The sequence below is a fragment of the Dyadobacter linearis genome, from assembly GCF_907165045.1.
In the GTDB taxonomy this organism is placed as follows: Bacteria; Bacteroidota; Bacteroidia; order Cytophagales; family Spirosomataceae; genus Dyadobacter; species Dyadobacter linearis.
In genome coordinates, this window is sequence record NZ_CAJRAU010000005.1 from 486,255 (window position 1) to 505,719 (window position 19,465).

Consider the following 19,465-nt stretch of genomic DNA (forward strand, 5'->3'; position numbering starts at 1 on the left):
TGTACGGTGGTTACAAAATATGATCTTTATCAAAAATAGATTTTTGCCTTATAGTATGCAAGCATACCTTTTTCCCTTTACATTAAAACTTTACTATTAGCTACTCATTATCAGGAAACTTGTTTTAAGTTTGCGCCTTGATTTCGACAGATTTTAGATGCCTGTTCTTACCGTTTTTTACATTAAGCTCCTCATTAATCTGGGGTTGACACTGGGAATCATCTGGACAATTACCCGGTCCGATCTCTTTTCCCGCTGGCAGTCAGGCAATGATAAGCTGGTCTTTGGCCTTAGTTTTCTCCTCTTTCGCTTCGTACCCTGGATCGGCATTTTCCTGATAGTTAACGAAGAGCCGAGGGGCGATATTCCTTTCTTTTTCTATAAAGCAGTCGCTGCAAAAGCCGGTGGTTTCGTGTACCGTGACTTCTGGTCCTACCACGCTCCGTTGTATGCATATATTATAAGTATTCCCGTTTGGCTGTGGCACAACGCGCGCGCGATCGTTCTATTTATGGTTTTGATGGAAGCCGGCATTCTGTGGCTCACTTATCAGACCTATAAAAGCCGCTCGCCCCGTGCATTGCAGCTGGCTATCATCTATTTTCTGCTGCCCGCGGGTTTTATGTATATTCTCGTGGATGGGCAAGAAGAAGTATGGTTCTGGGGCGCTGCGCTGGTGATGTGGCGGTATACTTTAAAACAGACCGTGAATTACGAGATCGGCCTGGGAATCCTTTATGCGATCGCATTGCTGACTATTAAAGTGACATTTATACTATTGCTTCCTGCGGTTTTGGTTTTAGTTAAAAAACCTGTAAAAATGCTGATCGTTATGGCGGCGATTGGTCTGCCAGCTGTCGGTTTTCTGTACTGGCAAATCGGCGATCTGTTTCTGATGCCGATCAGGCACACCGAGCAATTAATGACGCCAAATCTATTCTCGGTTGGCCGCCCATTTATCGAGTTTTTTGTTAAGATCGATGCAAAGAATTCGGGACTGCTCAACTGGTTTGGGCTGCTGTTTACTGTATTTGTACCCGTTTTCATGGCTTTTAAATCGCGCCACAAACACATTAATCAGGTATTACCGAGCATATTTATCGCTTGCTTTGTATGTATGATGGTATTCCAGGCCAGCGCAATGGGCGCTTATGTGATCGCCTATTTAATGGCGGTGATATTTGAGATCATTGATATCCGCAAAACAGTCCACGTTGTTGTACTCTTGGCACTCAACTGGCTCACTGTCGTTCAGCCTTTTGTTTGGGTTTATATTAAACAGCCCGCTTATACGTCACTCGGCATGTTCGGCGACATTTCATTCTTGTTTGAATACATCCTGGAAATACTGAATGTGCTTTGCTTCCTCTGGATACTCCGGGAAACTTACCGCAAGATCGCACCTTCCGAAAACCCCGTATTGGCATGAATATCGTTCTGGCCAAATTAGGCATTAGTCTGCTTTGCGTTCTTGTAATTGTTTTCCTGCTGTTTTTCAAAAACCGGCTGATTACCTGGCTCGATAGAAAATCGGTTGAAAAAACGCTTCTGATAAGCTGGACAATACTCAGGCTGCTCCCCTTCCTTGCAATCTATATTGTAGCCGGCATGGAAACCACTTCCGACGTGAACGGATTTTGGGACGAAGGGAGCAAAGCCTCACTCGGTCAGGTTGTTTACAGAGATTTCTGGTCACCTTATTCTCCGTTATATCCGTATTTTTTAGGTATCTGGTTAAAATTCTGGTTCAATGCCAAAATGATCGTCCTGACGATGGCGGCAATGGACGGTGTTGCATTGTTGCTCAGCTACCACTTTTTCAGGGCTTTTCAATCAAAAGGCAGACTACTTTTTTTGTCGATCATATATCTTTTGCTGCCCGGCTCGCTGGTACTCTGCATCGTAGGTGCGCAGGAAGACGTGTGGATGTGGCTTTTTGTAATACTTGCCTACCTCGTCCGCGAGCGTACTTTGCGGGTTGAATGGTACGCAGTGATTCTTGCGATCGGGCTATTGATGACGAAGGCGATCTTTGTATTGATCCTCGTGCCGCTTTTTTTAATCGAAAAAGAAAAAATGCGGTTCCTTATTCCGATGGTATTAATAGGAATTGCTTCACTGGCGATATTATACCCGCTGGTAGGCTGGGAATTCACGCAGCCACTCGACGAAGCGCAAACGTTGCGCGCACCTAATATCCCTTCCATTATCAATCCTTTGTTTCACAACGCAATTGGTGTGGGGGAAAAGTTCTGGAACTGGATCGGGCTGGTATTGTCTGTGGGCCTCGCTACGCTTGCCGCCTGGCGAATGCGCCACTCCGACTTCCGCATTATGCTTTCGCGCGTTTGGATCATCTTGTACGCGACAATGATGATCGTGCAGCAAAGTGCTTACAGTAACTATATCTTTCTGTTTCTGTTACCATTGGTTTTTTACACAATCGATTGGAAAAACAAAGTGCAGCTAACCCTCTTTTTTGCATACAATGTGCTTTGTGTAGTCCATCCGTCGTTTTGGTGGCGACTGGGCATGCCCTGTTACCTCACACCTTCCGATACCTCCGCTTCCTCGGACTTATTGCTGGACTATTCCATGCAGGTATCGATTGTGGTACTCACCGGCTATTTTATCTGGCTGGCTTTCCCGAAGTCAAAAGAAGTTTAACTTTCTTTAACGCGCCACAAACCCAGCCCGTTTTTACATTTGGAGAACCATACATCTTCAAATGCAACCCGTTGACCAGCATACACTTTACGAGCTTCAAGTACTTGCCGAGCGGAAAGGCGCATTCAGTGCTTTGCAGTTTTTTGACAAAACCCTCACCCAGGGCGGCAGCGACTACCTGAAAACCCTGCTTTCCAAACCCCGGTCGACCCTGGCCGAAGTCCAGTCGTTTCAGCAACTCATAAAAACCATTTTAGAAAAACCGGCCACCTGCCTGATCGATATTCCCAGGTCGTATATAATGGCGGCAGAGGGATATTCGTCGCTGAGTGTGGCGCATTCCATGTCGCAGGATGCGGTTATGCACTGGCTGGACACGTTGGTTTATTATATCAAAAGTCCGGAGGAATTTTATCGCATTCAGAGTGGCTTAATGGCGACGCTGAGAATGCTCCGTGCAATGCAGCGAATGCTGGTAAATATGCAGGATTCTGTAATACCGCAGGATGCTCAGGATGATGTTCAATTTATCAGCAAATTTCTCTCTACACCCACTATTCGGTCTTTTTTGAAGCAAAATGAAAATGATATTGCCAAGACGAAAGTGTTTAGTATTGACTATTATTTCAGGGTTTCAAATGCAAAAGCACTTCGCAGGCTGCTGGACATATTCTATCGTTTTGACGCGTACCGCTCGATTGCGAAAACTACCGAACTACATAGACTGACTTTTCCCGATTTCGATAACGCTACCCAGAAATTTGCGGCGGCAGGGATCAAACATCCTTTGATACCAAATGGTATCGCAAATGATATTCATATTGATTTGAATAAAAGTGTGTGCATTATCACCGGCGCCAATACGAGTGGAAAGACTACTTTTCTGAAAGCCTGCGGGCTGGCAATATACCTAGCGCACCTGGGCCTACCTGTTCCAGCGACTAATATTACCTTGCCATTCTTCGACAGATTATTCACATCCATCCACCTCGCCGACGATCTTACTTCGGGATACAGTCACTTTTACAATGAAATGATGCGGGTAAAAAGTATTGCTGAGGCTTTGCAGCAGGGAGACAGGTGTTTTGTGTTGGTAGATGAAATTTTTCGGGGTACTAATCAGGAAGATGCATTTCATTGCTCGAAAACGGTACTGGACGGTTTCTGTAAATATCCCGGCTCTTATTTTATGATTTCAACCCACTTACTGGAACTGGCAGAAGGCTATATGGATGCCGAATTTGCGGTCAACAAGTGCTTTAAAACGACTGTCCTGGGCGAACAATTTAAAAATTCATTCAAGATAGCAGATGGAATTGCTTACGAAAGAGTGGGCAGCCTTATCATGAATGCAGTTGGTATTACCTCCATTTTCGAAAAAGCAAAAAGGCTCCCGCAAATGTGAGAGCCTTTCAATATTGTAATTCTTTTTCCTATTCAATTGTTTCAAACCCGCAGTAAGGAACTAGTACAGCCGGTATTTTGACTGTTCCGTCGGCCTGTTGGTTATTTTCTAAAAGAGCCGCCAGAATACGCGGTAATGCGAGCGCAGAGCCATTTAATGTATGTAAAAGCTGCGTCTTCTTATCTGCGCCTTTACAGCGAAGTTTCAGCCTGTTTGCCTGGTAAGTTTCGAAATTTGAAACTGAACTACATTCTAGCCAACGCTCCTGCCCGGCAGACCAAACCTCAAAATCATAGGTCAATGCAGAGGTAAAGCCCATATCACCGCCGCAGAGGCGTAATATCCGGTAGGGAAGTTCCAGTTTGCCCAGCAGGCTTTTTACGTGCTCTACCATTTCGTCCAAAGCTTTGTAAGACTCCTCAGGTTTATTGATTTGAACAATCTCTACTTTGTCAAACTGGTGCAAACGGTTCAAGCCACGTACGTGTGCGCCCCAGCTGCCCGCCTCACGCCGGAAGCAAGGAGTATAGGCTACATTTCTGACAGGCAATTCAGTTTCAGCAACGATTACATCACGATATAAGTTGGTAACAGGTACTTCTGCCGTCGGTATCAGATAAAGATCGTCCTGCGCGTCGTGGTACATTTGACCTTCTTTATCGGGTAATTGGCCAGTCGCAAATCCGGAATCTGCATTCACGACAATGGGAGGCTGCACTTCTGTATATCCCGCCTTGCCCGCCTCATCCAGAAAAAAGGCGATCATCGCACGCTGTAACCTTGCAGCCTTCCCCTTGTAAACTGGAAAACCTGCGCCGGCAATCTTGTTTCCCAGTTCAAAATCAATGATCGGTGCCTGGTTTTTACCCAGCTTTTTAATCAATTCCCAATGCGGAAGTGCACCCTGGTGAAGGGTTGGCTTAGCACCTTCTTCCAGAATATTCACATTATCCTCGGCAGTTCTTCCCTCAGGAACACTGCTGTGCGGGAGGTTAGGCAACTTAACCAGCTCGTCCAATAATTCAGCCTCGATGGTCTTATGCGATTCGTCCAGTGATTTCGACCGTTCTTTTAGGGTAGCTGTCACTGCTTTCGCCTCCTCGGCTTCGCTTTGCTTTCCAGCCTTCATCAAGCCGCCGATCTCTTTGGCTTTGTTGTTTGAAGCAGCCAGAACGTCGTCAAGCTCCTGCTGCACTTCCCGCCTTCTTTTGTCAAGATCGATAATGCGGTCAACAGCTTGTTCTGCGTCCTTGAAATGCTTTTTGGTCAATCCAGCGATTGTGAAATCCCTGTTTTCGCGAATAAAATTGGTTTGTAACATCTTTATGTTGCTGTCTGCTTTTGGCAAACAACTTTAATGATTTAAAACTAATAGATCAGGGAGCAGTAAAAATGTCTTTCATCGCATCCTCGTAATAAAACAGGCGCTCGTTCAGCACATTTAGCGCCTCAGCCTTGTATTTAGAGTGAATAAGCAACGAAAGGTTGTGCTCGGAAGCGCCGTACGAAATCATTCGTATTGGAATATGTTTCAAAGCATCGAGCACTTTTAATGCGATTCCTTCTTTATCCGCACTGAAATTTCCGACAATGCAAATGATATTCTGATCCAGATCGTGTTCTTCCAGATCTGCAAATTCCTTTAAATCTGCGCTGATCTTTTCAAGGTGTTCCGAGTTATCGATGGTAACAGATACAGAAACCTCGGAAGTTGTGATCATATCAACCGGCGTTTTGTATTTCTCAAATACCTCAAATACCCTGCGAAGAAATCCGTAAGCATTCAGCATACGGGTCGAATGAATGTAAATCGCTGTGATATTGTCCTTTGCAGCAATCGCCTTGATCTCCCTGTCAGAAGTCTGGTTTGCAATCAGGGTTCCTGGTGCCTCCGGCTGCATTGTGTTTTTCAGACGAACCGGCACACTCCTCAGCTTAGCCGGCGTAATCGTGCTCGGATGCAGAATTTTCGCGCCAAAATAAGCAAGTTCAGCAGCTTCTTCAAAAGTAAGCTCACGGATCGGGAATGTGCGTTTTACGATCCTCGGATCATTATTATGCATTCCGTCAATATCTGTCCAGATCTGAATTTCGTCAGCACGGATCGCACCGCCGATCAGTGACGCGGTATAATCAGAACCTCCTCTTTTCAAATTATCCACTTCTTCACGCGGGTTCCGGCAAATGAATCCCTGCGTAATGATAGTCTGCTTGTCGGAATACTGGCTCAGGATAGTAACCAGCTTTTCTTCGATAGTCGCCAGTTCGGGTTCTCCGTCTGCGTCTATACGCATGAAATCGAGTGCTGATAACAAAACCGAGCTATCCCCTTTTTCATCCAGATAAGCCTGAAACATTTTCGTGCTCAATATCTCTCCTTCCGCAACCAGTTCTTTGTCCTGCTTGGTGGTGAAAGGTTTGATCCCTACCAACGATTTAATATATCCGAATTCAGTATCGACGATCTCCTGCCCTTTCTGCAATCCTTCCGGCGTGGCGTAAAGCTCCTTGATAAAAAGACTATAATGCGTTTTCAGATCGTCGAGCAAAACCGCAGCTTTTGCGTCGTCGAATGCTTTTACAGCCTCACCAATTGCAATCAATGCATTGGTAGAACCCGACAACGCTGATAAAACAACTATTTTACGATTGGGATCGCTGTTGAGAAGTTCTCTGATCGAATGCATACGTTCAGGCTTTCCAACCGAAGTGCCGCCAAATTTCCAGACTTGCATATTAATGAATTGTGAATGATTGAATGACTGAATAAGTGAATGTTTGGGTGCCGCGGTGATCGAGATTGGTCAAGTTAGTCGCGTGTGGTTCGGAATTGTTTTTTGATACTTAATAAAAATGACCAAACCTGACAACAAATGACAATACTTGACTACAACTGACTATAAATGACAATACTAGCCCCGCTTGACTGATCCTTTGGTGATTTGCGAATACAATCCCAGCATTTTGATCGCTGTAATCGCTGCCTCGTCTCCTTTGTTTCCGTGAATACCGCCGGCCCTGTCCACGGCTTGTTGCATGGTATTGGGAGTCAGTACACCGAAGATTACCGGTTTGTTTGTTTTTAAACTCAAATTGGTAATTCCCTGAGAAACAGAATGATTAATATAATCGTTATGTTTGGTTTCACCCTGAATTACGACTCCGAGGGCAATTACCGCATCTATGTCTTCCCGCTGTGCAAACCACTGCGAACCTAATGTCAACTCGAAACTGCCTGGAACGTTGCCTCTTTCGATATTCTCAGGCTTGGCGCCATACTGTACCAGGGTCTGATATGCACCTTCGAAAAGCTTTTCCGTGACTTCGGAGTTCCACTCTGCCACCAGAATAGCGAAGCGTTTTGTTGCGATATCCGGAAGGTCCGCCGTATTGAACACACTTAAATTTTTGTCCGCACTTGACATTGATTTTTGTTTTAAATCTTTGAGTAAAATGAATAAAAAAAGGATAAAACCATGTCGGCTTTATCCTTTTGCAGAACAGAATGGTTTAACCATTATTTGCCGACCTGTCCTTCTAATAATCCCATGTATTTCTTAGCATTCACCACTTCCGACGAAAGCGGGAATTCTTCGATAACACGTTTATACGTTGCGATCGCATCAGCAGGCTTACTTGCTTTTTCCTGAGCCAGGGCAAGCTTCATTAAATATACCGGCGTGAAATATTCGTTTTTCTCGTAGTCTGACGCTTTTTGATAATATGAAATAGCGTCAGCCGGGAGGTTTTTTTCAAAGTAAGCATCACCAATCAGTGATTGCGCGCGGGCCTGGATCAACAGGTCAGAAGAGCTGAAAGATTTCAGGTGACTGATCGCGTCGTCATATTTTCCTTGTTTGAGCAAGGCAACACCAGCATAGAAATTCGCCAGGTTACTAGCGTCAGTTCCTTTATAACTATCGGCGATAGAAAGAAGACCTTCATTTCCACCACTTCCATTCAATGCTTTTTGGAGCGAATCGGCTTCAAAATCGTATACAACACTTGCAAGCGCGTTTTGAGCAGTTCCTTCCTGGCCATCGATATAAAAGCGATATCCTGCAAAACCAATGATTGCAACCAATATCGCCCCAACAATTCCTAAAACTATTTTGCGGTTCTTGATAAAGAAAGCCTCTGCCTTATTAATCTGGCCAGCTAAAGCTTCCGGAGTTTCAATTATTTCCAGCCCAGCCTCGTCCGCGTTTTTCTTGCTCATATTAATTAATTCAATTTTGGAGTGCAAAGTTATGAAAACTTTATTAAGTCGAAACAAGTTGCTGTACAATTCTTTGCATTCAATCCGGCCGAAAATAGCGGCTACCCACGCTATGATAAATTTATGATATAGGTTAGTCCTTTAAATAAACAAAAACCACACTGCGCTAAATGCAAAAAGCGTGAAAGTACAGATACCTTCACGCTTCCACTTATCAACTTTACAATATTAACTATATAGCGGGAATTGTTTCATCCAGTTATTCACCTCTCCTTTTACAGAAGCGATTTTAGAATCGTTATCGTGATTAACCAAAACAGTATCCAGCAGATCCACAATGCGCTCCATATCCGACTCCATGAGCCCGCGGGTTGTCATCGCGGCCGTTCCGACACGGATACCAGAAGTAACCATTGGAGATTTGTCATCAAACGGTACCATATTCTTGTTAATCGTAATATCAGCCTTGATCAAAGTATTTTCAGCCAATTTACCAGTCAGCCCTGAATCGATGCCGTTCTTAGTGCGCAAATCGATCAACATGAGGTGATTATCAGTTCCGCCTGAAATAATGCGGTATCCTTTTTCAACAAAAGCTTTCGCCATTGCCTGCGCATTTCTGGTAACCTGCGTTGCGTAGTTATAATATCCTTCGCTCAAAGCTTCGCCAAATGCAACTGCCTTTGCGGCTATTATATGTTCCAGCGGACCCCCCTGGGTGCCAGGGAAAACACCCGAATCCAGCAACGAAGACATTGTTCTTAGCTGTCCTTTCTGTGTTTTAATTCCAAATGGGTTTTCAAAATCATTGCGCATCATAATCACCCCGCCTCTTGGGCCGCGAAGTGTTTTGTGTGTAGTAGTGGTAACAATATGGCAGTGATCAAACGGATCGTTTAACAGTCCTTTCGCGATCAGTCCTGCCGGGTGAGCTATATCAGCCATTAAAAGTGCGCCGATCTGGTCAGCGATATTTCTCAGGCGCTCATAATCCCAGTCGCGGCTGTATGCAGAAGCTCCGCATATCAATAGTTTCGGACGCTCTTTCAATGCTGTTTCCTCGACTTTATCCCAGTTGATCAAACCTGTTTCAGCTTCGACGCCGTAGAAAATAGGCTGGAAATATTTACCTGAAATGTTGACTGGTGAACCGTGGGTAAGGTGACCTCCGTGTGCCAGGTTGAAGCCCATAATTTTATCACCCGGATTCAGACAGGCCAGAAAAACTGCTGTATTAGCCTGCGCACCTGAATGCGGCTGAACATTTGCCCAGGTAGCCCCGAAAAGTTCTTTCAAACGATCGATCGCAATCTGCTCAATTTCGTCGACTACCTCGCATCCACCGTAGTAGCGTTTTCCTGGCAAACCTTCGGCATATTTATTAGTCAAAACGCTGCCGGAAGCTTCCATCACCTGACGGGAAGTAAAGTTTTCAGAAGCAATAAGCTCGATACCGGATTCCTGACGATATTTCTCTCTGTTGATCAGATCGAAAATGGTGGTGTCACGTTCAACGCTGGTGATGGTAGACATGAGTGTATTTTTATGATATGGACTGAAAGATGCCGCAAAAATACGAGCATTTATTTCGTAATGAAATAATAAGGCTTACTTTATGTTCCCGGTGATTTAGCTGATCGATCAATTGCCTATATTTCGCTTGAAGCAGTATTTTTAAGTAAAAAGATGTTTTTAAATTATTTTAAGAATATCAGCTTTGTGTCGTAGTTTTGCGTCCAAATATTGTTGCGTGGTCGTGCACTTACACGAAAATGCTGTAAATTCCCGCCCTGTCTATTCTAGAACTCTTATAAAATAAAACAAGGAAACATGAGCCAACAAACGGTAAGTCCTCAGACCATACTGATGCAAGCTTCAAACAACGGAAAAGGCACGAATGGAACGATCGGCCAGCCTATCACCTATGAGAAAATCCCAACCCAGATTTTCGCGGATTCCAAAGAAGCCTCTTACGCGGTAGCCAAAGAAATTGCTGACCTGATCCGTCAGAAGCAAAAAGAAGGTAAACCTTGTGTCCTTGGGCTAGCGACGGGTTCTTCGCCCAAAACGGTTTACGCACTTCTTGTGAAAATGCACAGAGAAGAAGGGTTAAGCTTCAAAAACGTGATTTCTTTTAACCTGGATGAATACTATCAAATGGAGCCTGACTCTATTTATAGCTACCACAGGTTCATGAAAGAGCAGCTTTTTGACCATGTTGATATTGCGAAAGAAAATTACTTTTTACCAGACGGTACCGTTCCTTCTGCATTGCTGCGCGATTACTGTACTTCTTATGAAAATAAGATCAATGCGGTCGGCGGACTGGATTTCCAGTTGCTTGGGATCGGTGGAAACGGACATATTGGTTTCAATGAACCCGGCTCGCTGATCAATTCCCGCACACGTCTGATCACGCTCGATCATTCTACAAGAGTAGCTGCGGGCATGGAGTTTGGCGGTCTGCATAATGTACCTCGCAAAGCGATTACGCTGGGGGTTGCGCCGATATTGAACGCGCGCCGCATTGTTTTGCTTGCCTGGGGTGAAAGAAAAGCTTCGGTGATCAGGGGCGCAGTGGAAGGGCCGGTAACTGAACTGAACCCTGCTTCCTATTTGCAGGCGCATCCCGACGTTTCTTTCGTGCTGGACGAAAGCGCCGCCTCAGAACTTACCCGCATTAAAACTCCGTGGGCTGTTGACTCGGTGATCTGGGATAATAAAATGATCAAGAAGGCGGTAACACACCTTTCGAAGATCCTGAACAAACCGATCCTGAAATTAACTGATAAAGACTATAATGATAATGGTATGAGTGACTTGCTCGCACAATATGGAGCTGGTTATGAGATCAATATCAATGTATTCAACCAACTGCAGCATACTATTACCGGCTGGCCGGGCGGAAAACCAAATGCCGACGATACCTACCGTCCTGAGCGCGCACAGCCTACAAAGAAACGTGTTCTCATTTTCAGCCCGCACCCCGATGATGACATTATTTCGATGGGAGGTACTTTCCAAAGACTCGTAGATCAGGGACATGAAGTGCATGTGGCTTATCAAACGTCGGGAAATATCGCAGTAGCAGACGACGAGGCTTTGCGTTTTATTGATTTTGTGGTTGATTTCAACAAAGGCTTTTCTATTGATAGTCCTTCCGCAAATCAACTTTTCCTCGACGCAAAAGAATTCCTGAAACATACCAAAGACAGCGAAATCGATACGCCTGAAATTCGCAAGGTAAAGGGTTTACTGAGAAGAGGCGAAGCGAAGGCTACCTGCCGTTTTGTAGGAATACCAACCAGCCAGGCGCATTTCCTCGATATGCCTTTTTATGAAACGGGTACTGTTCAGAAAAAGCCGATCGGTGAAGAAGATATTAAGATCATTGAAAACCTGATCGAGGAGATCAAGCCGCACCAAATTTATGCTGCGGGGGATTTCGCCGATCCGCATGGTACGCATAAAGTTTGCTGGGATGCGATCGAAGCGGCATTGCACCGTTCGAAACATAAGAATTTCATGAAGGATTGCTGGGTTTGGCTATATCGCGGCGCCTGGGCTGAATGGGATATTTATGAAATTGAAATGGCTGTTCCGATGAGTCCAGATCAGGTTTTGAAAAAACGTCAGGGAATTTTCAAGCACCAGTCACAAAAAGACGGGGTTGTATTCCAGGGCGAAGATTCACGGGAGTTCTGGCAAAGAGCGGAAGAGCGGAATCGCGGTACCGCACATTTGTATGATTCGCTCGGACTTGCCGAATATGAGGCAATGGAAGCGTTCGTAAGATGGAAATTTTAGGATTATACCAATAAAAAGAGAGAGCCAGGATATCCTGGCTCTCTCTTTTTATTGGTAGGTAATTACGTTATCAGCGAAGATATTCTACAACTCCATATCCACCCACATTCTTTGGAACATTTTCTCAACCATAGTCATAATGCCTTGAAAAGCACCAAATACAATGCATAATGGCAGAATGATCGGCAGAAATATCAGCCACTGTAAGGCCATCGTAAAATTGAATCTTTTAAAAATTGGTGCTTTCATAATTAAGATCGGTTAGTACCTCGGAGTTTAGTTTCCCAATTTATGCAAATTACTTCTAGTTAACAAAGTCTGATCGAAAAAACGTTCGACAATTGTTCAAAATTTCAACAAAATATATAATTATTCCCCACTGAAACAACAACTAAATTCCGCCTGGAAAACCAGCAATCCCGCATTTGGCGAGAACCGGTTGCGAAAATTTTTGTTTATTTGTTATAAGTAAAAAATCAATTTCAATATGCCGTCACCCGACATTATACAGCTGTTACCTGATTCTATTGCAAATCAAATTGCGGCAGGGGAAGTTGTGCAGCGGCCGGCATCAGCGGTTAAAGAATTGCTCGAAAATGCGATCGACGCAAAGGCTACACATATTCAGGTGGTGCTCAGAGAAGCAGGGCGGACATTGATCCAGGTAATAGATAATGGATCCGGCATGTCGGTAACTGACGCCAGAATGTCTTTTGAGCGGCACGCGACTTCAAAGATCCGTAAGTCGGAAGATTTGTTCAGCATACGGACAATGGGCTTCCGCGGAGAAGCACTCGCCTCTATCGCGGCGGTGGCGCAGGTGGAATTACGAACGCGCCAGGACGGTGATGAACTAGGTACATTAATCCGCATTGACGGTTCCGAAATCAAAACGCAGGAAAGTGTAGCGGCTGTAACAGGGACCAGTATTTCGGTTAAAAATCTTTTCTTCAATGTACCCGCGCGCCGGAACTTTCTGAAATCAAACTCGGTAGAAATGCGGCACGTTCTGGACGAATTTCAGCGCGTTGCATTGGCTCATCCCGAAGTAAGCTTGACATTACATCATAACGATACAGAGGTTTTTAATCTTCCGCCGGCCAAGCTGGTGCGTAGGATCGTCGACATTTACGGGAAAAGTTACCGTGAACAACTCGCTTCCTGCCAGGAGGAAACTTCTTATGTAAGTGTGCGCGGATATATCGGCAAGCCGGAATTCGCCAGGAAGACGAGGGGAGAGCAATTTTTCTTTGTGAATGACCGCTATATCAAGCATAGTTACCTTCACCACGCGGTAATAAGTGCGTTCGACGGGACTATCCCGGACGGAAGTCACCCGTTTTATGTGCTGTTCCTGGATATTGATCCTTCTCACATTGATATTAACATTCACCCGACGAAAACTGAGATCAAATTTGATGACGAAAAGTCGGTGTATGCGATTGTAATGGCGGCGGTAAAAAAAGCGGTGGGAATGTATAATTTCTCGCAGTCGATTGATTTCGATGATAATGTCAATTTCTTCACCCAGGGATCTTCCGAACCAAATCCCAATTTTATCCCGCGAACTGTCATGCCCGACTGGGCCGCCCAGTCCAGAAAAGCAGATCATGGACCTTCTAAATCGAACCTAACCAGTTGGAGTAAGCTTTTTGAAGGACTTCAAAACACGGAAGATCGGAGTAGTGAAATTGCTGCTTTTGATACGAGTCCGGTAACTGTATCGCGTCCCGCGTACCAGGAAGAATCTAAAACCGTAGCCAGTAAGGTCAACAGAATGGCGTCGGAAGTAATTTCTGCCCCGGAAAGTGACGCAATGCTTTTTCAGCTTCACAACAGGTATATTCTTTCGCAGGTCAAAGATGGTATCATGCTGATCGACCAGAAAGCTGCGTATGAAAGGATATTGTACGAACGATATCGTAAGATGCTCATCAACAGGACGGGCGCTTGTCAGCAGCTGCTTTTTCCGAAGAGGATCAGGCTCACGCATTCAGATATGCAACTGGTAAAGGAAACCAAGAAGGAAATTCATAGTCTGGGCTTCGAGTTTGATGAATTTGGCCAGAACGAGTTGATCATTCGCGGAATTCCGGCAGATCTTCCCGAGGAACGGGAACAGGATCTTTTTGAAGAGCTGATAGAACAATTAAAGCAAAGCTATTCTGATCTCAAACTAAACAAACCGGAAAGTCTGTCACGCTCACTCGCCCGCAGGTTTTCGGTCCGGTATGCTGTCAAATTATCATTTGTTGAGATACATACACTCATCGACCAGTTATTTGCGTCCACGGATCCTAACCGGACTCCGAGCGGCGAGCCGATTATCGTTTTGCTCACTATGGATAAGCTGACAAGCATATTTAGAAGTTAGGAACCAATGAACGGACAGAAGTAGTTCTAAAATAAAGTTTGATCAAGAAATACCTATATGTTATCAATAACCCCTACTGTAAGGAACCTTCTGATACTGAATGTCCTGTTCTATCTGGTCGACACGAGCATTATCAATCTTAGTGGGAATTTTGCATTAAGGTCGCTGCTATCGCCCGAATTCATGCCTTATCAGTTTGTGACCTACATGTTTTTGCACGGAAGCCTGGGGCATTTGTTTAGCAATATGTTTGGATTGTTCATGTTCGGGCCACTTCTGGAGCGGATGTGGGGACCTAAGAAATTCCTGTTTTTCTACTTCTTTACCGGAATAGGAGCAGGACTTTTGTTTTCGGGAATCGATTATTTCGAGAACAATCAGATACGGCAAGCTGTTGAGATATTTACTCAAAATCCTACACCCGACGCGCTGGCCGATTTTATGAGCAAACACGCCAAAGGGATTTACGAATCGATGCTTAATTTTTTGAACAAATTTGAAGAAAATCCAACCAATACCACTTATATTCAGGATAGCATTAATTTCGTGAATATCTATTATGAGCGTCTGGTTAGTATACCAATGGTGGGTGCTTCCGGAGCAATTTTTGGTATTCTGATGGCGTTTGGTTTATTGTTTCCAAACACTGAGCTGTTTTTACTGTTTGTCCCGTTTCCTATCAAGGCAAAATATTTCGTCGCTTTCTACGGATTGTATGAATTGTATTCGGGTTTTAAAAATGCTCAATCGGATAATGTAGCGCATTTCGCCCATATCGGAGGAATGCTATTTGCATATATATTACTTCGTTACTGGGGAACGCAGAGAACAAATTTCTATTAAGGTAAGAAGATGGGCAATATTGTTGATGATGTAAAACGCGAGTTCGCTAAATCTGAGAATGCACTTGTAAAAATAATTTTGATCAATACTGCGGTTTTCCTTGTATTGCTGCTGTCAAAGATTATTCTGACACTTTCTCAAAGTTCGGGTATATACCAACTGGTTATCAACTCTGTACAGCTCCCCGCTGCGACAAGTGAATTTATTTACAAGCCCTGGACACTCATTACCTATTTTTTTACCCACGATGACATTTTCCATATTCTATTCAATATGCTTTTCCTTTACTGGTTTGGCAAGTTGGTAGACGAATATCTGGGCGCAAAACGTGTGATTGCGCTATATTTTCTGGGCGGTATCGCAGGGGGGCTGACTTACATGGTTTTGTACAATGTACTTCCCTATTTCCAGGCACATATTGAAGGTTCAAGAATGCTCGGTGCGTCGGCGGCGGCATTTTCCGTCGCAGTAGGTGCATCCACACTCCTCCCGAATTATACTTTCAATCTGATATTCCTGGGGCCGATACGCATTAAGTTTATCGCGCTATTTTACATTATTCTTTCACTTGCTCAAACCGTCGGCCCGAATGCAGGTGGTAATCTTGCTCACCTCGGTGGCGCATTTGTAGGGTATATGTTTATCAAATTGCTTCAAAGCGGAACGGACCTTGGCAAGCCTATTTATGCTGTAATGGCTGGCTGGTCGAGGTTATTCAGAAAACGTCCTGCTATGCAAGTTACCTATCGCGAAAGGCAGGTTTACCGTAGTACAAGTGTATATTCTTCGTCGTCTTCGGGCACCATTGAAATGCCTGATCAAACTGAGATCGACATGATTTTGGATAAAATATCCAAGTCCGGGTATGAGAGTCTGACCAAAGAAGAGAAGCAAAAGTTGTTCAAAGCAAGCCAGCAAAAATAACGTCGACAGATTTTACAGCGAATTTCTTAATTTCGTTGATTGTTTGAAAACCAAGAGTTTGCTGAATATCTTATCTTAATACCCCGCCGTATGCTTATAACTCCTGGCAAATTGTTAGCTAAAATTGATAGTCCGGAAGACTTACGAAAACTGGATATCTCACAGCTTCCCAATGTATGCAATGAGCTAAGACAATTTATAATTGACAACGTTTCCGTTTACGGAGGCCATTTTGGAGCTAGTCTTGGAGTTGTAGAACTGAGTGTTGCGCTTCATTATGTATTCAATACGCCCGACGACCAGATCGTATGGGATGTAGGTCACCAGGCCTACGGTCATAAGATACTTACCGGAAGAAGAGATACTTTTCATTCTAACCGCACTTATGGCGGCCTGGCAGGCTTCCCTAAAAGGAAGGAGAGTATTTATGATGCATTTGGTGTTGGACACTCTTCCACATCTATTTCTTCGGCCCTCGGAATGGCGGTTGCTTCTGCTTTGGAAAACAACCACGAGCGCCAGCATATTGCAGTAATAGGAGATGGTGCGATGACGGCCGGGTTGGCATTCGAAGGAATGAACCATGCCGGAGCAACTGACTCAAATCTGATAATTATTCTCAATGACAATTGCATGGCGATCGACCCGAATGTCGGCGCCTTGAAAGAATATTTGACTGATATCACCACATCTCAGACTTACAACAAGTTTAGAGATGAAGTATGGAATCTTCTGGGCAAGATGAGTCACTTTGGAAAAAGTGCTCAGGAGATTGTATCTAAGGTAGAAACGGTCATGAAAACGGCTATTCTGCGTCAAAGCAATTTGTTTGAGTCACTTGGTTTAAGATATTTTGGTCCTATTGATGGAAACGATATCAGTCATTTAACTGAGGTTCTTCACGATCTCAAAAGTATTCCAGGACCCAAAATTTTACATTGTCTTACAGTTAAGGGAAAAGGCTACGGTCCCGCCGAAAAGGACCAGACCAAATGGCACGCACCAGGAATCTTTGATAAGATAACCGGAGAGATAAAGAAAAAGACTTTTGATACACCACAGGCACCAAAATACCAGGATGTATTTGGGCACACGATTGTTGAGCTAGCCAAAGAGAATAAGAAGATCGTGGGAATTACTCCTGCGATGCCTTCGGGTTCATCGTTGAATATCATGATGGAGGAAATTCCTGAAAGAGCTTTTGACGTCGGAATTGCAGAGCAACACGCAGTGACTTTCTCGGCCGGTATGGCGACGCGGGGTGAAGTTGTTTTCTGTAATATTTACTCCACCTTCATGCAAAGGTCATACGATCAGGTCGTGCACGATGTTTGTATTCAGGAATTACCGGTAGTTTTTTGTTTGGATAGAGCCGGACTTGTTGGCGCCGATGGTCCTACTCACCATGGCGTGTACGATATTGCTTTTATGCGTTGCATTCCAAATATGATCGTTGCCTCTCCGATGAATGAGCAGGAGCTGCGAAATATGATGTACACTGCTCAATTAGGTTCATTTCAATCAGGAACTAAGGCAATAACTATTCGCTACCCGCGGGGCGCGGGCGTGATGCCGCAATGGAAGACACCATTTGAAGAAATTACGATCGGACGTGGTAGAAATGTAAGAGCCGGGAAAGATGTGGCTATTTTATCATTTGGTCCACTTGGTAATTCTGCAAATCAGGCTTGTGACTCATTAGAAAAAAAGGGTATTTCTGCTGCACTGTATGACATGCGTTTTGCAAAACCTCTGGACGAAAAGTTGCTCCATGAAATTTTCACCTCTTTCGAACGAATCGTAACGGTAGAGGACGGATGTCTTCAAGGAGGATTTGGAAGTGCTGTGCTTGAATTTATGGTCGATAATGGCTATTCTAACCTTGTCAAAAGAATCGGAGTGCCCGATACGATTGTAGAACACGGAGAACCGCAAGAGTTATATCATGAATGCGGTATGGATGCTAATGGGATTGCAAAGTCCGTTCAAGACTTAATAAATATCGAATTACGATCAAAAGCAGCGGTTCTGGAATAGTTGACCATTGAGTGCATAGATAGCTAATTATCTAACGTAGTTGGGTTTTGTTGCCTTAGATTAATATTTCGTGCACCTAACCAACCGTATCCCTAATCTGCTTGCCTGCAATTTGCGATTAGTCCCTTCAGAGATTGTTGTCGCTGAAGGCGTTACTCCATCTTTGCCTCAATCTTAGACTAATTGCTTCCCATGTCCTTTTAGCAAGTAACATGTCAAAACGAGGATTTGGTATTGAATTTCAGAAAACTATTTGAGAGGTCGACTTCTGAAGACACTACCTGCGCAAGTCTACGCCAGTCGGCGTTTTATTGTCGTTCGGGGATTGCCTTACGCCTTAGCGTCCTATCCTAGCGCGAGCGCATTTAAGTTGGTTGGAGGTTGTTACCTACACATTATAAGCTAGTTCTAACTGGTCGTTGCACATATAATCTTCCTTCAACGCATGAGTGTGGCGCCCATTCGGTTTTATTATACCTTCTTGTCGTCTAAAATAGCTTCCTGCTTCTCATATCTGGCAATGTTAACAAAATAAAGCTTGGTGACGTAGCAATTTTGCCTTCCTCTTTTTATCGACATCCTCCTTTGCGCAACATCTGGTTGAGCTTTTCGACGGTACCCTTCATCTTTTTTTTACTGATCGTGATAAAATCAGACGAGTCGGGAAGGTCATCATCTTTAGCAGCCACACTGTAAGCTACGTGCCGCTTCCAATTTACAACTTCGGTAGGGTGTTGCTCACATAGCCTTAAATCAGCACTTCCGGAAGCATCTTCGGATGTTAGCTGGATAATCCTTTATATGATGATACGCCGCATTCAGCGGCTCTAAACTGATGTTATTGATCACCTCGTTAACTTACCCGGCAAGCATGGTCTTTGGGGACCAGTTATCTAAAAAAACTGGGAGGGAGCAGCATTAACTGCTGCCGCTTGAGATTGAAAGTCGGTTGTCGTCTGGCCGTCGGTTCTGGATTGTTGTTATATAGAGCTAAGCAATCTGAGAAAAAGGACCATGCTGCAAACGCAAAAAAGACCATCCTTTTGGGGATGGTCTTTTGGATGGTATTGTGGCGACTACCTACTTTACCAGGTTTGACCCAAGTATCATCGGCGGTTCTGGGCTTAACTTCTCTGTTCGGGATGGGAAGAGGTGAACACCAGGCCAATAGTCACCAACAAGATCTTTG

14 protein-coding genes and 1 rRNA gene are annotated in these 19,465 nt (G+C 44.3%); 8 read left to right on the forward strand and 7 right to left on the reverse strand.

Annotated elements, in window-relative coordinates; all coding sequences use genetic code 11:
• Positions 1–157 precede the first annotated feature (157 nt).
• The 3 genes from KOD92_RS19180 to KOD92_RS19190 all read left to right on the forward strand — a co-directional run bounded on the left by KOD92_RS19180 (position 158) and on the right by KOD92_RS19190 (position 4,072).
• Entirely contained in the window at positions 158–1,429 is a 1,272-nt protein-coding gene (locus tag KOD92_RS19180; RefSeq protein ID WP_215235189.1) for a hypothetical protein, read from the forward strand.
• The gene (locus KOD92_RS19185) at positions 1,426–2,667 is read left to right on the forward strand and encodes a hypothetical protein (protein WP_215235190.1); all 1,242 of its coding nucleotides are present in this window, start codon (positions 1,426–1,428) and stop codon (positions 2,665–2,667) included. The genes KOD92_RS19180 and KOD92_RS19185 overlap by 4 nt, the downstream gene beginning before the upstream one ends.
• Before the next feature lie 61 nt (positions 2,668–2,728).
• Positions 2,729–4,072: a MutS-related protein gene (locus KOD92_RS19190; protein WP_215235191.1), complete on the forward strand. Its 1,344-nt coding sequence runs from the start codon at positions 2,729–2,731 to the stop codon at positions 4,070–4,072.
• A gap of 28 nt (positions 4,073–4,100) precedes the next feature.
• On the opposite strand, the gene serS is transcribed toward KOD92_RS19190, so the two are convergent.
• The 5 genes from serS to glyA all read right to left on the reverse strand — a co-directional run bounded on the left by serS (position 4,101) and on the right by glyA (position 9,824).
• Complete coding sequence (gene serS / locus KOD92_RS19195; protein WP_215235192.1) at positions 4,101–5,393, reverse strand: serine--tRNA ligase; 1,293 nt, start codon at positions 5,391–5,393, stop codon at positions 4,101–4,103.
• 55 nt (positions 5,394–5,448) lie between these two features.
• Positions 5,449–6,807 carry an aspartate kinase gene (locus tag KOD92_RS19200; RefSeq protein WP_215235193.1) on the reverse strand — a complete coding sequence of 453 codons (1,359 nt, stop codon included), beginning with the start codon at positions 6,805–6,807 and terminating at the stop codon, positions 5,449–5,451.
• Between the two features lie 177 nt (positions 6,808–6,984).
• A complete protein-coding gene (gene ribH / locus KOD92_RS19205) occupies positions 6,985–7,497 on the reverse strand; it encodes a 6,7-dimethyl-8-ribityllumazine synthase (RefSeq protein WP_215235194.1) in 513 nt (170 codons plus the stop codon).
• 92 nt (positions 7,498–7,589) lie between these two features.
• On the reverse strand, positions 7,590–8,291 hold the full coding sequence (locus KOD92_RS19210; RefSeq protein ID WP_215235195.1) for a tetratricopeptide repeat protein: 702 nt from the start codon (positions 8,289–8,291) through the stop codon (positions 7,590–7,592).
• Between the two features lie 228 nt (positions 8,292–8,519).
• Positions 8,520–9,824 carry a serine hydroxymethyltransferase gene (glyA, locus tag KOD92_RS19215; protein ID WP_215235196.1) on the reverse strand — a complete coding sequence of 435 codons (1,305 nt, stop codon included), beginning with the start codon at positions 9,822–9,824 and terminating at the stop codon, positions 8,520–8,522.
• A 333-nt stretch (positions 9,825–10,157) separates the two neighbouring features.
• Between glyA and nagB the strand changes: the two genes are divergently transcribed.
• Positions 10,158–12,098, forward strand: a complete 1,941-nt coding sequence (gene nagB, locus KOD92_RS19220) for a glucosamine-6-phosphate deaminase (RefSeq protein ID WP_215235229.1) — start codon at positions 10,158–10,160, stop codon at positions 12,096–12,098.
• An 84-nt stretch (positions 12,099–12,182) separates the two neighbouring features.
• Here the strand turns inward: nagB and KOD92_RS19225 are convergent, their stop codons facing one another.
• Positions 12,183–12,347, reverse strand: coding sequence for a hypothetical protein (locus KOD92_RS19225; protein WP_215235197.1), 165 nt, complete (start codon positions 12,345–12,347; stop codon positions 12,183–12,185).
• Between the two features lie 238 nt (positions 12,348–12,585).
• Between KOD92_RS19225 and mutL the strand changes: the two genes are divergently transcribed.
• The 4 genes from mutL to dxs all read left to right on the forward strand — a co-directional run bounded on the left by mutL (position 12,586) and on the right by dxs (position 18,276).
• Positions 12,586–14,472, forward strand: a complete 1,887-nt coding sequence (gene mutL / locus KOD92_RS19230) for a DNA mismatch repair endonuclease MutL (RefSeq protein WP_215235198.1) — start codon at positions 12,586–12,588, stop codon at positions 14,470–14,472.
• Between the two features lie 57 nt (positions 14,473–14,529).
• Positions 14,530–15,315 (forward strand): rhomboid family intramembrane serine protease, encoded by a 786-nt coding sequence (locus KOD92_RS19235; RefSeq protein ID WP_215235199.1) that lies wholly within the window; start codon positions 14,530–14,532, stop codon positions 15,313–15,315.
• A gap of 9 nt (positions 15,316–15,324) precedes the next feature.
• A complete protein-coding gene (locus KOD92_RS19240; protein WP_215235200.1) occupies positions 15,325–16,239 on the forward strand; it encodes a rhomboid family intramembrane serine protease in 915 nt (304 codons plus the stop codon).
• A 90-nt stretch (positions 16,240–16,329) separates the two neighbouring features.
• Positions 16,330–18,276, forward strand: a complete 1,947-nt coding sequence (gene dxs, locus KOD92_RS19245; protein WP_215235230.1) for a 1-deoxy-D-xylulose-5-phosphate synthase — start codon at positions 16,330–16,332, stop codon at positions 18,274–18,276.
• Positions 18,277–19,343: 1,067 nt separating this feature from the next.
• Here the strand turns inward: dxs and rrf are convergent.
• A 5S ribosomal RNA gene (gene rrf / locus KOD92_RS19250) occupies positions 19,344–19,455 on the reverse strand.
• Between the last annotated feature and the right edge of the window lie 10 nt (positions 19,456–19,465).

Bases quoted from the DNA above. Each gene is read 5' to 3' on its own strand.
- KOD92_RS19180 (WP_215235189.1), top strand. From the start codon at position 158: ATGCCTGTTCTTACCGTTTTTTACATTAAGCTCCTCATTAATCTGGGG.
- KOD92_RS19185 (WP_215235190.1), top strand. From the start codon at position 1,426: ATGAATATCGTTCTGGCCAAATTAGGCATTAGTCTGCTTTGCGTTCTT.
- KOD92_RS19190 (WP_215235191.1), top strand. From the start codon at position 2,729: ATGCAACCCGTTGACCAGCATACACTTTACGAGCTTCAAGTACTTGCC.
- serS (WP_215235192.1), bottom strand. From the start codon at position 5,393: ATGTTACAAACCAATTTTATTCGCGAAAACAGGGATTTCACAATCGCT.
- KOD92_RS19200 (WP_215235193.1), bottom strand. From the start codon at position 6,807: ATGCAAGTCTGGAAATTTGGCGGCACTTCGGTTGGAAAGCCTGAACGT.
- ribH (WP_215235194.1), bottom strand. From the start codon at position 7,497: ATGTCAAGTGCGGACAAAAATTTAAGTGTGTTCAATACGGCGGACCTT.
- KOD92_RS19210 (WP_215235195.1), bottom strand. From the start codon at position 8,291: ATGAGCAAGAAAAACGCGGACGAGGCTGGGCTGGAAATAATTGAAACT.
- glyA (WP_215235196.1), bottom strand. From the start codon at position 9,824: ATGTCTACCATCACCAGCGTTGAACGTGACACCACCATTTTCGATCTG.
- nagB (WP_215235229.1), top strand. From the start codon at position 10,158: ATGCAAGCTTCAAACAACGGAAAAGGCACGAATGGAACGATCGGCCAG.
- KOD92_RS19225 (WP_215235197.1), bottom strand. From the start codon at position 12,347: ATGAAAGCACCAATTTTTAAAAGATTCAATTTTACGATGGCCTTACAG.
- mutL (WP_215235198.1), top strand. From the start codon at position 12,586: ATGCCGTCACCCGACATTATACAGCTGTTACCTGATTCTATTGCAAAT.
- KOD92_RS19235 (WP_215235199.1), top strand. From the start codon at position 14,530: ATGTTATCAATAACCCCTACTGTAAGGAACCTTCTGATACTGAATGTC.
- KOD92_RS19240 (WP_215235200.1), top strand. From the start codon at position 15,325: ATGGGCAATATTGTTGATGATGTAAAACGCGAGTTCGCTAAATCTGAG.
- dxs (WP_215235230.1), top strand. From the start codon at position 16,330: ATGCTTATAACTCCTGGCAAATTGTTAGCTAAAATTGATAGTCCGGAA.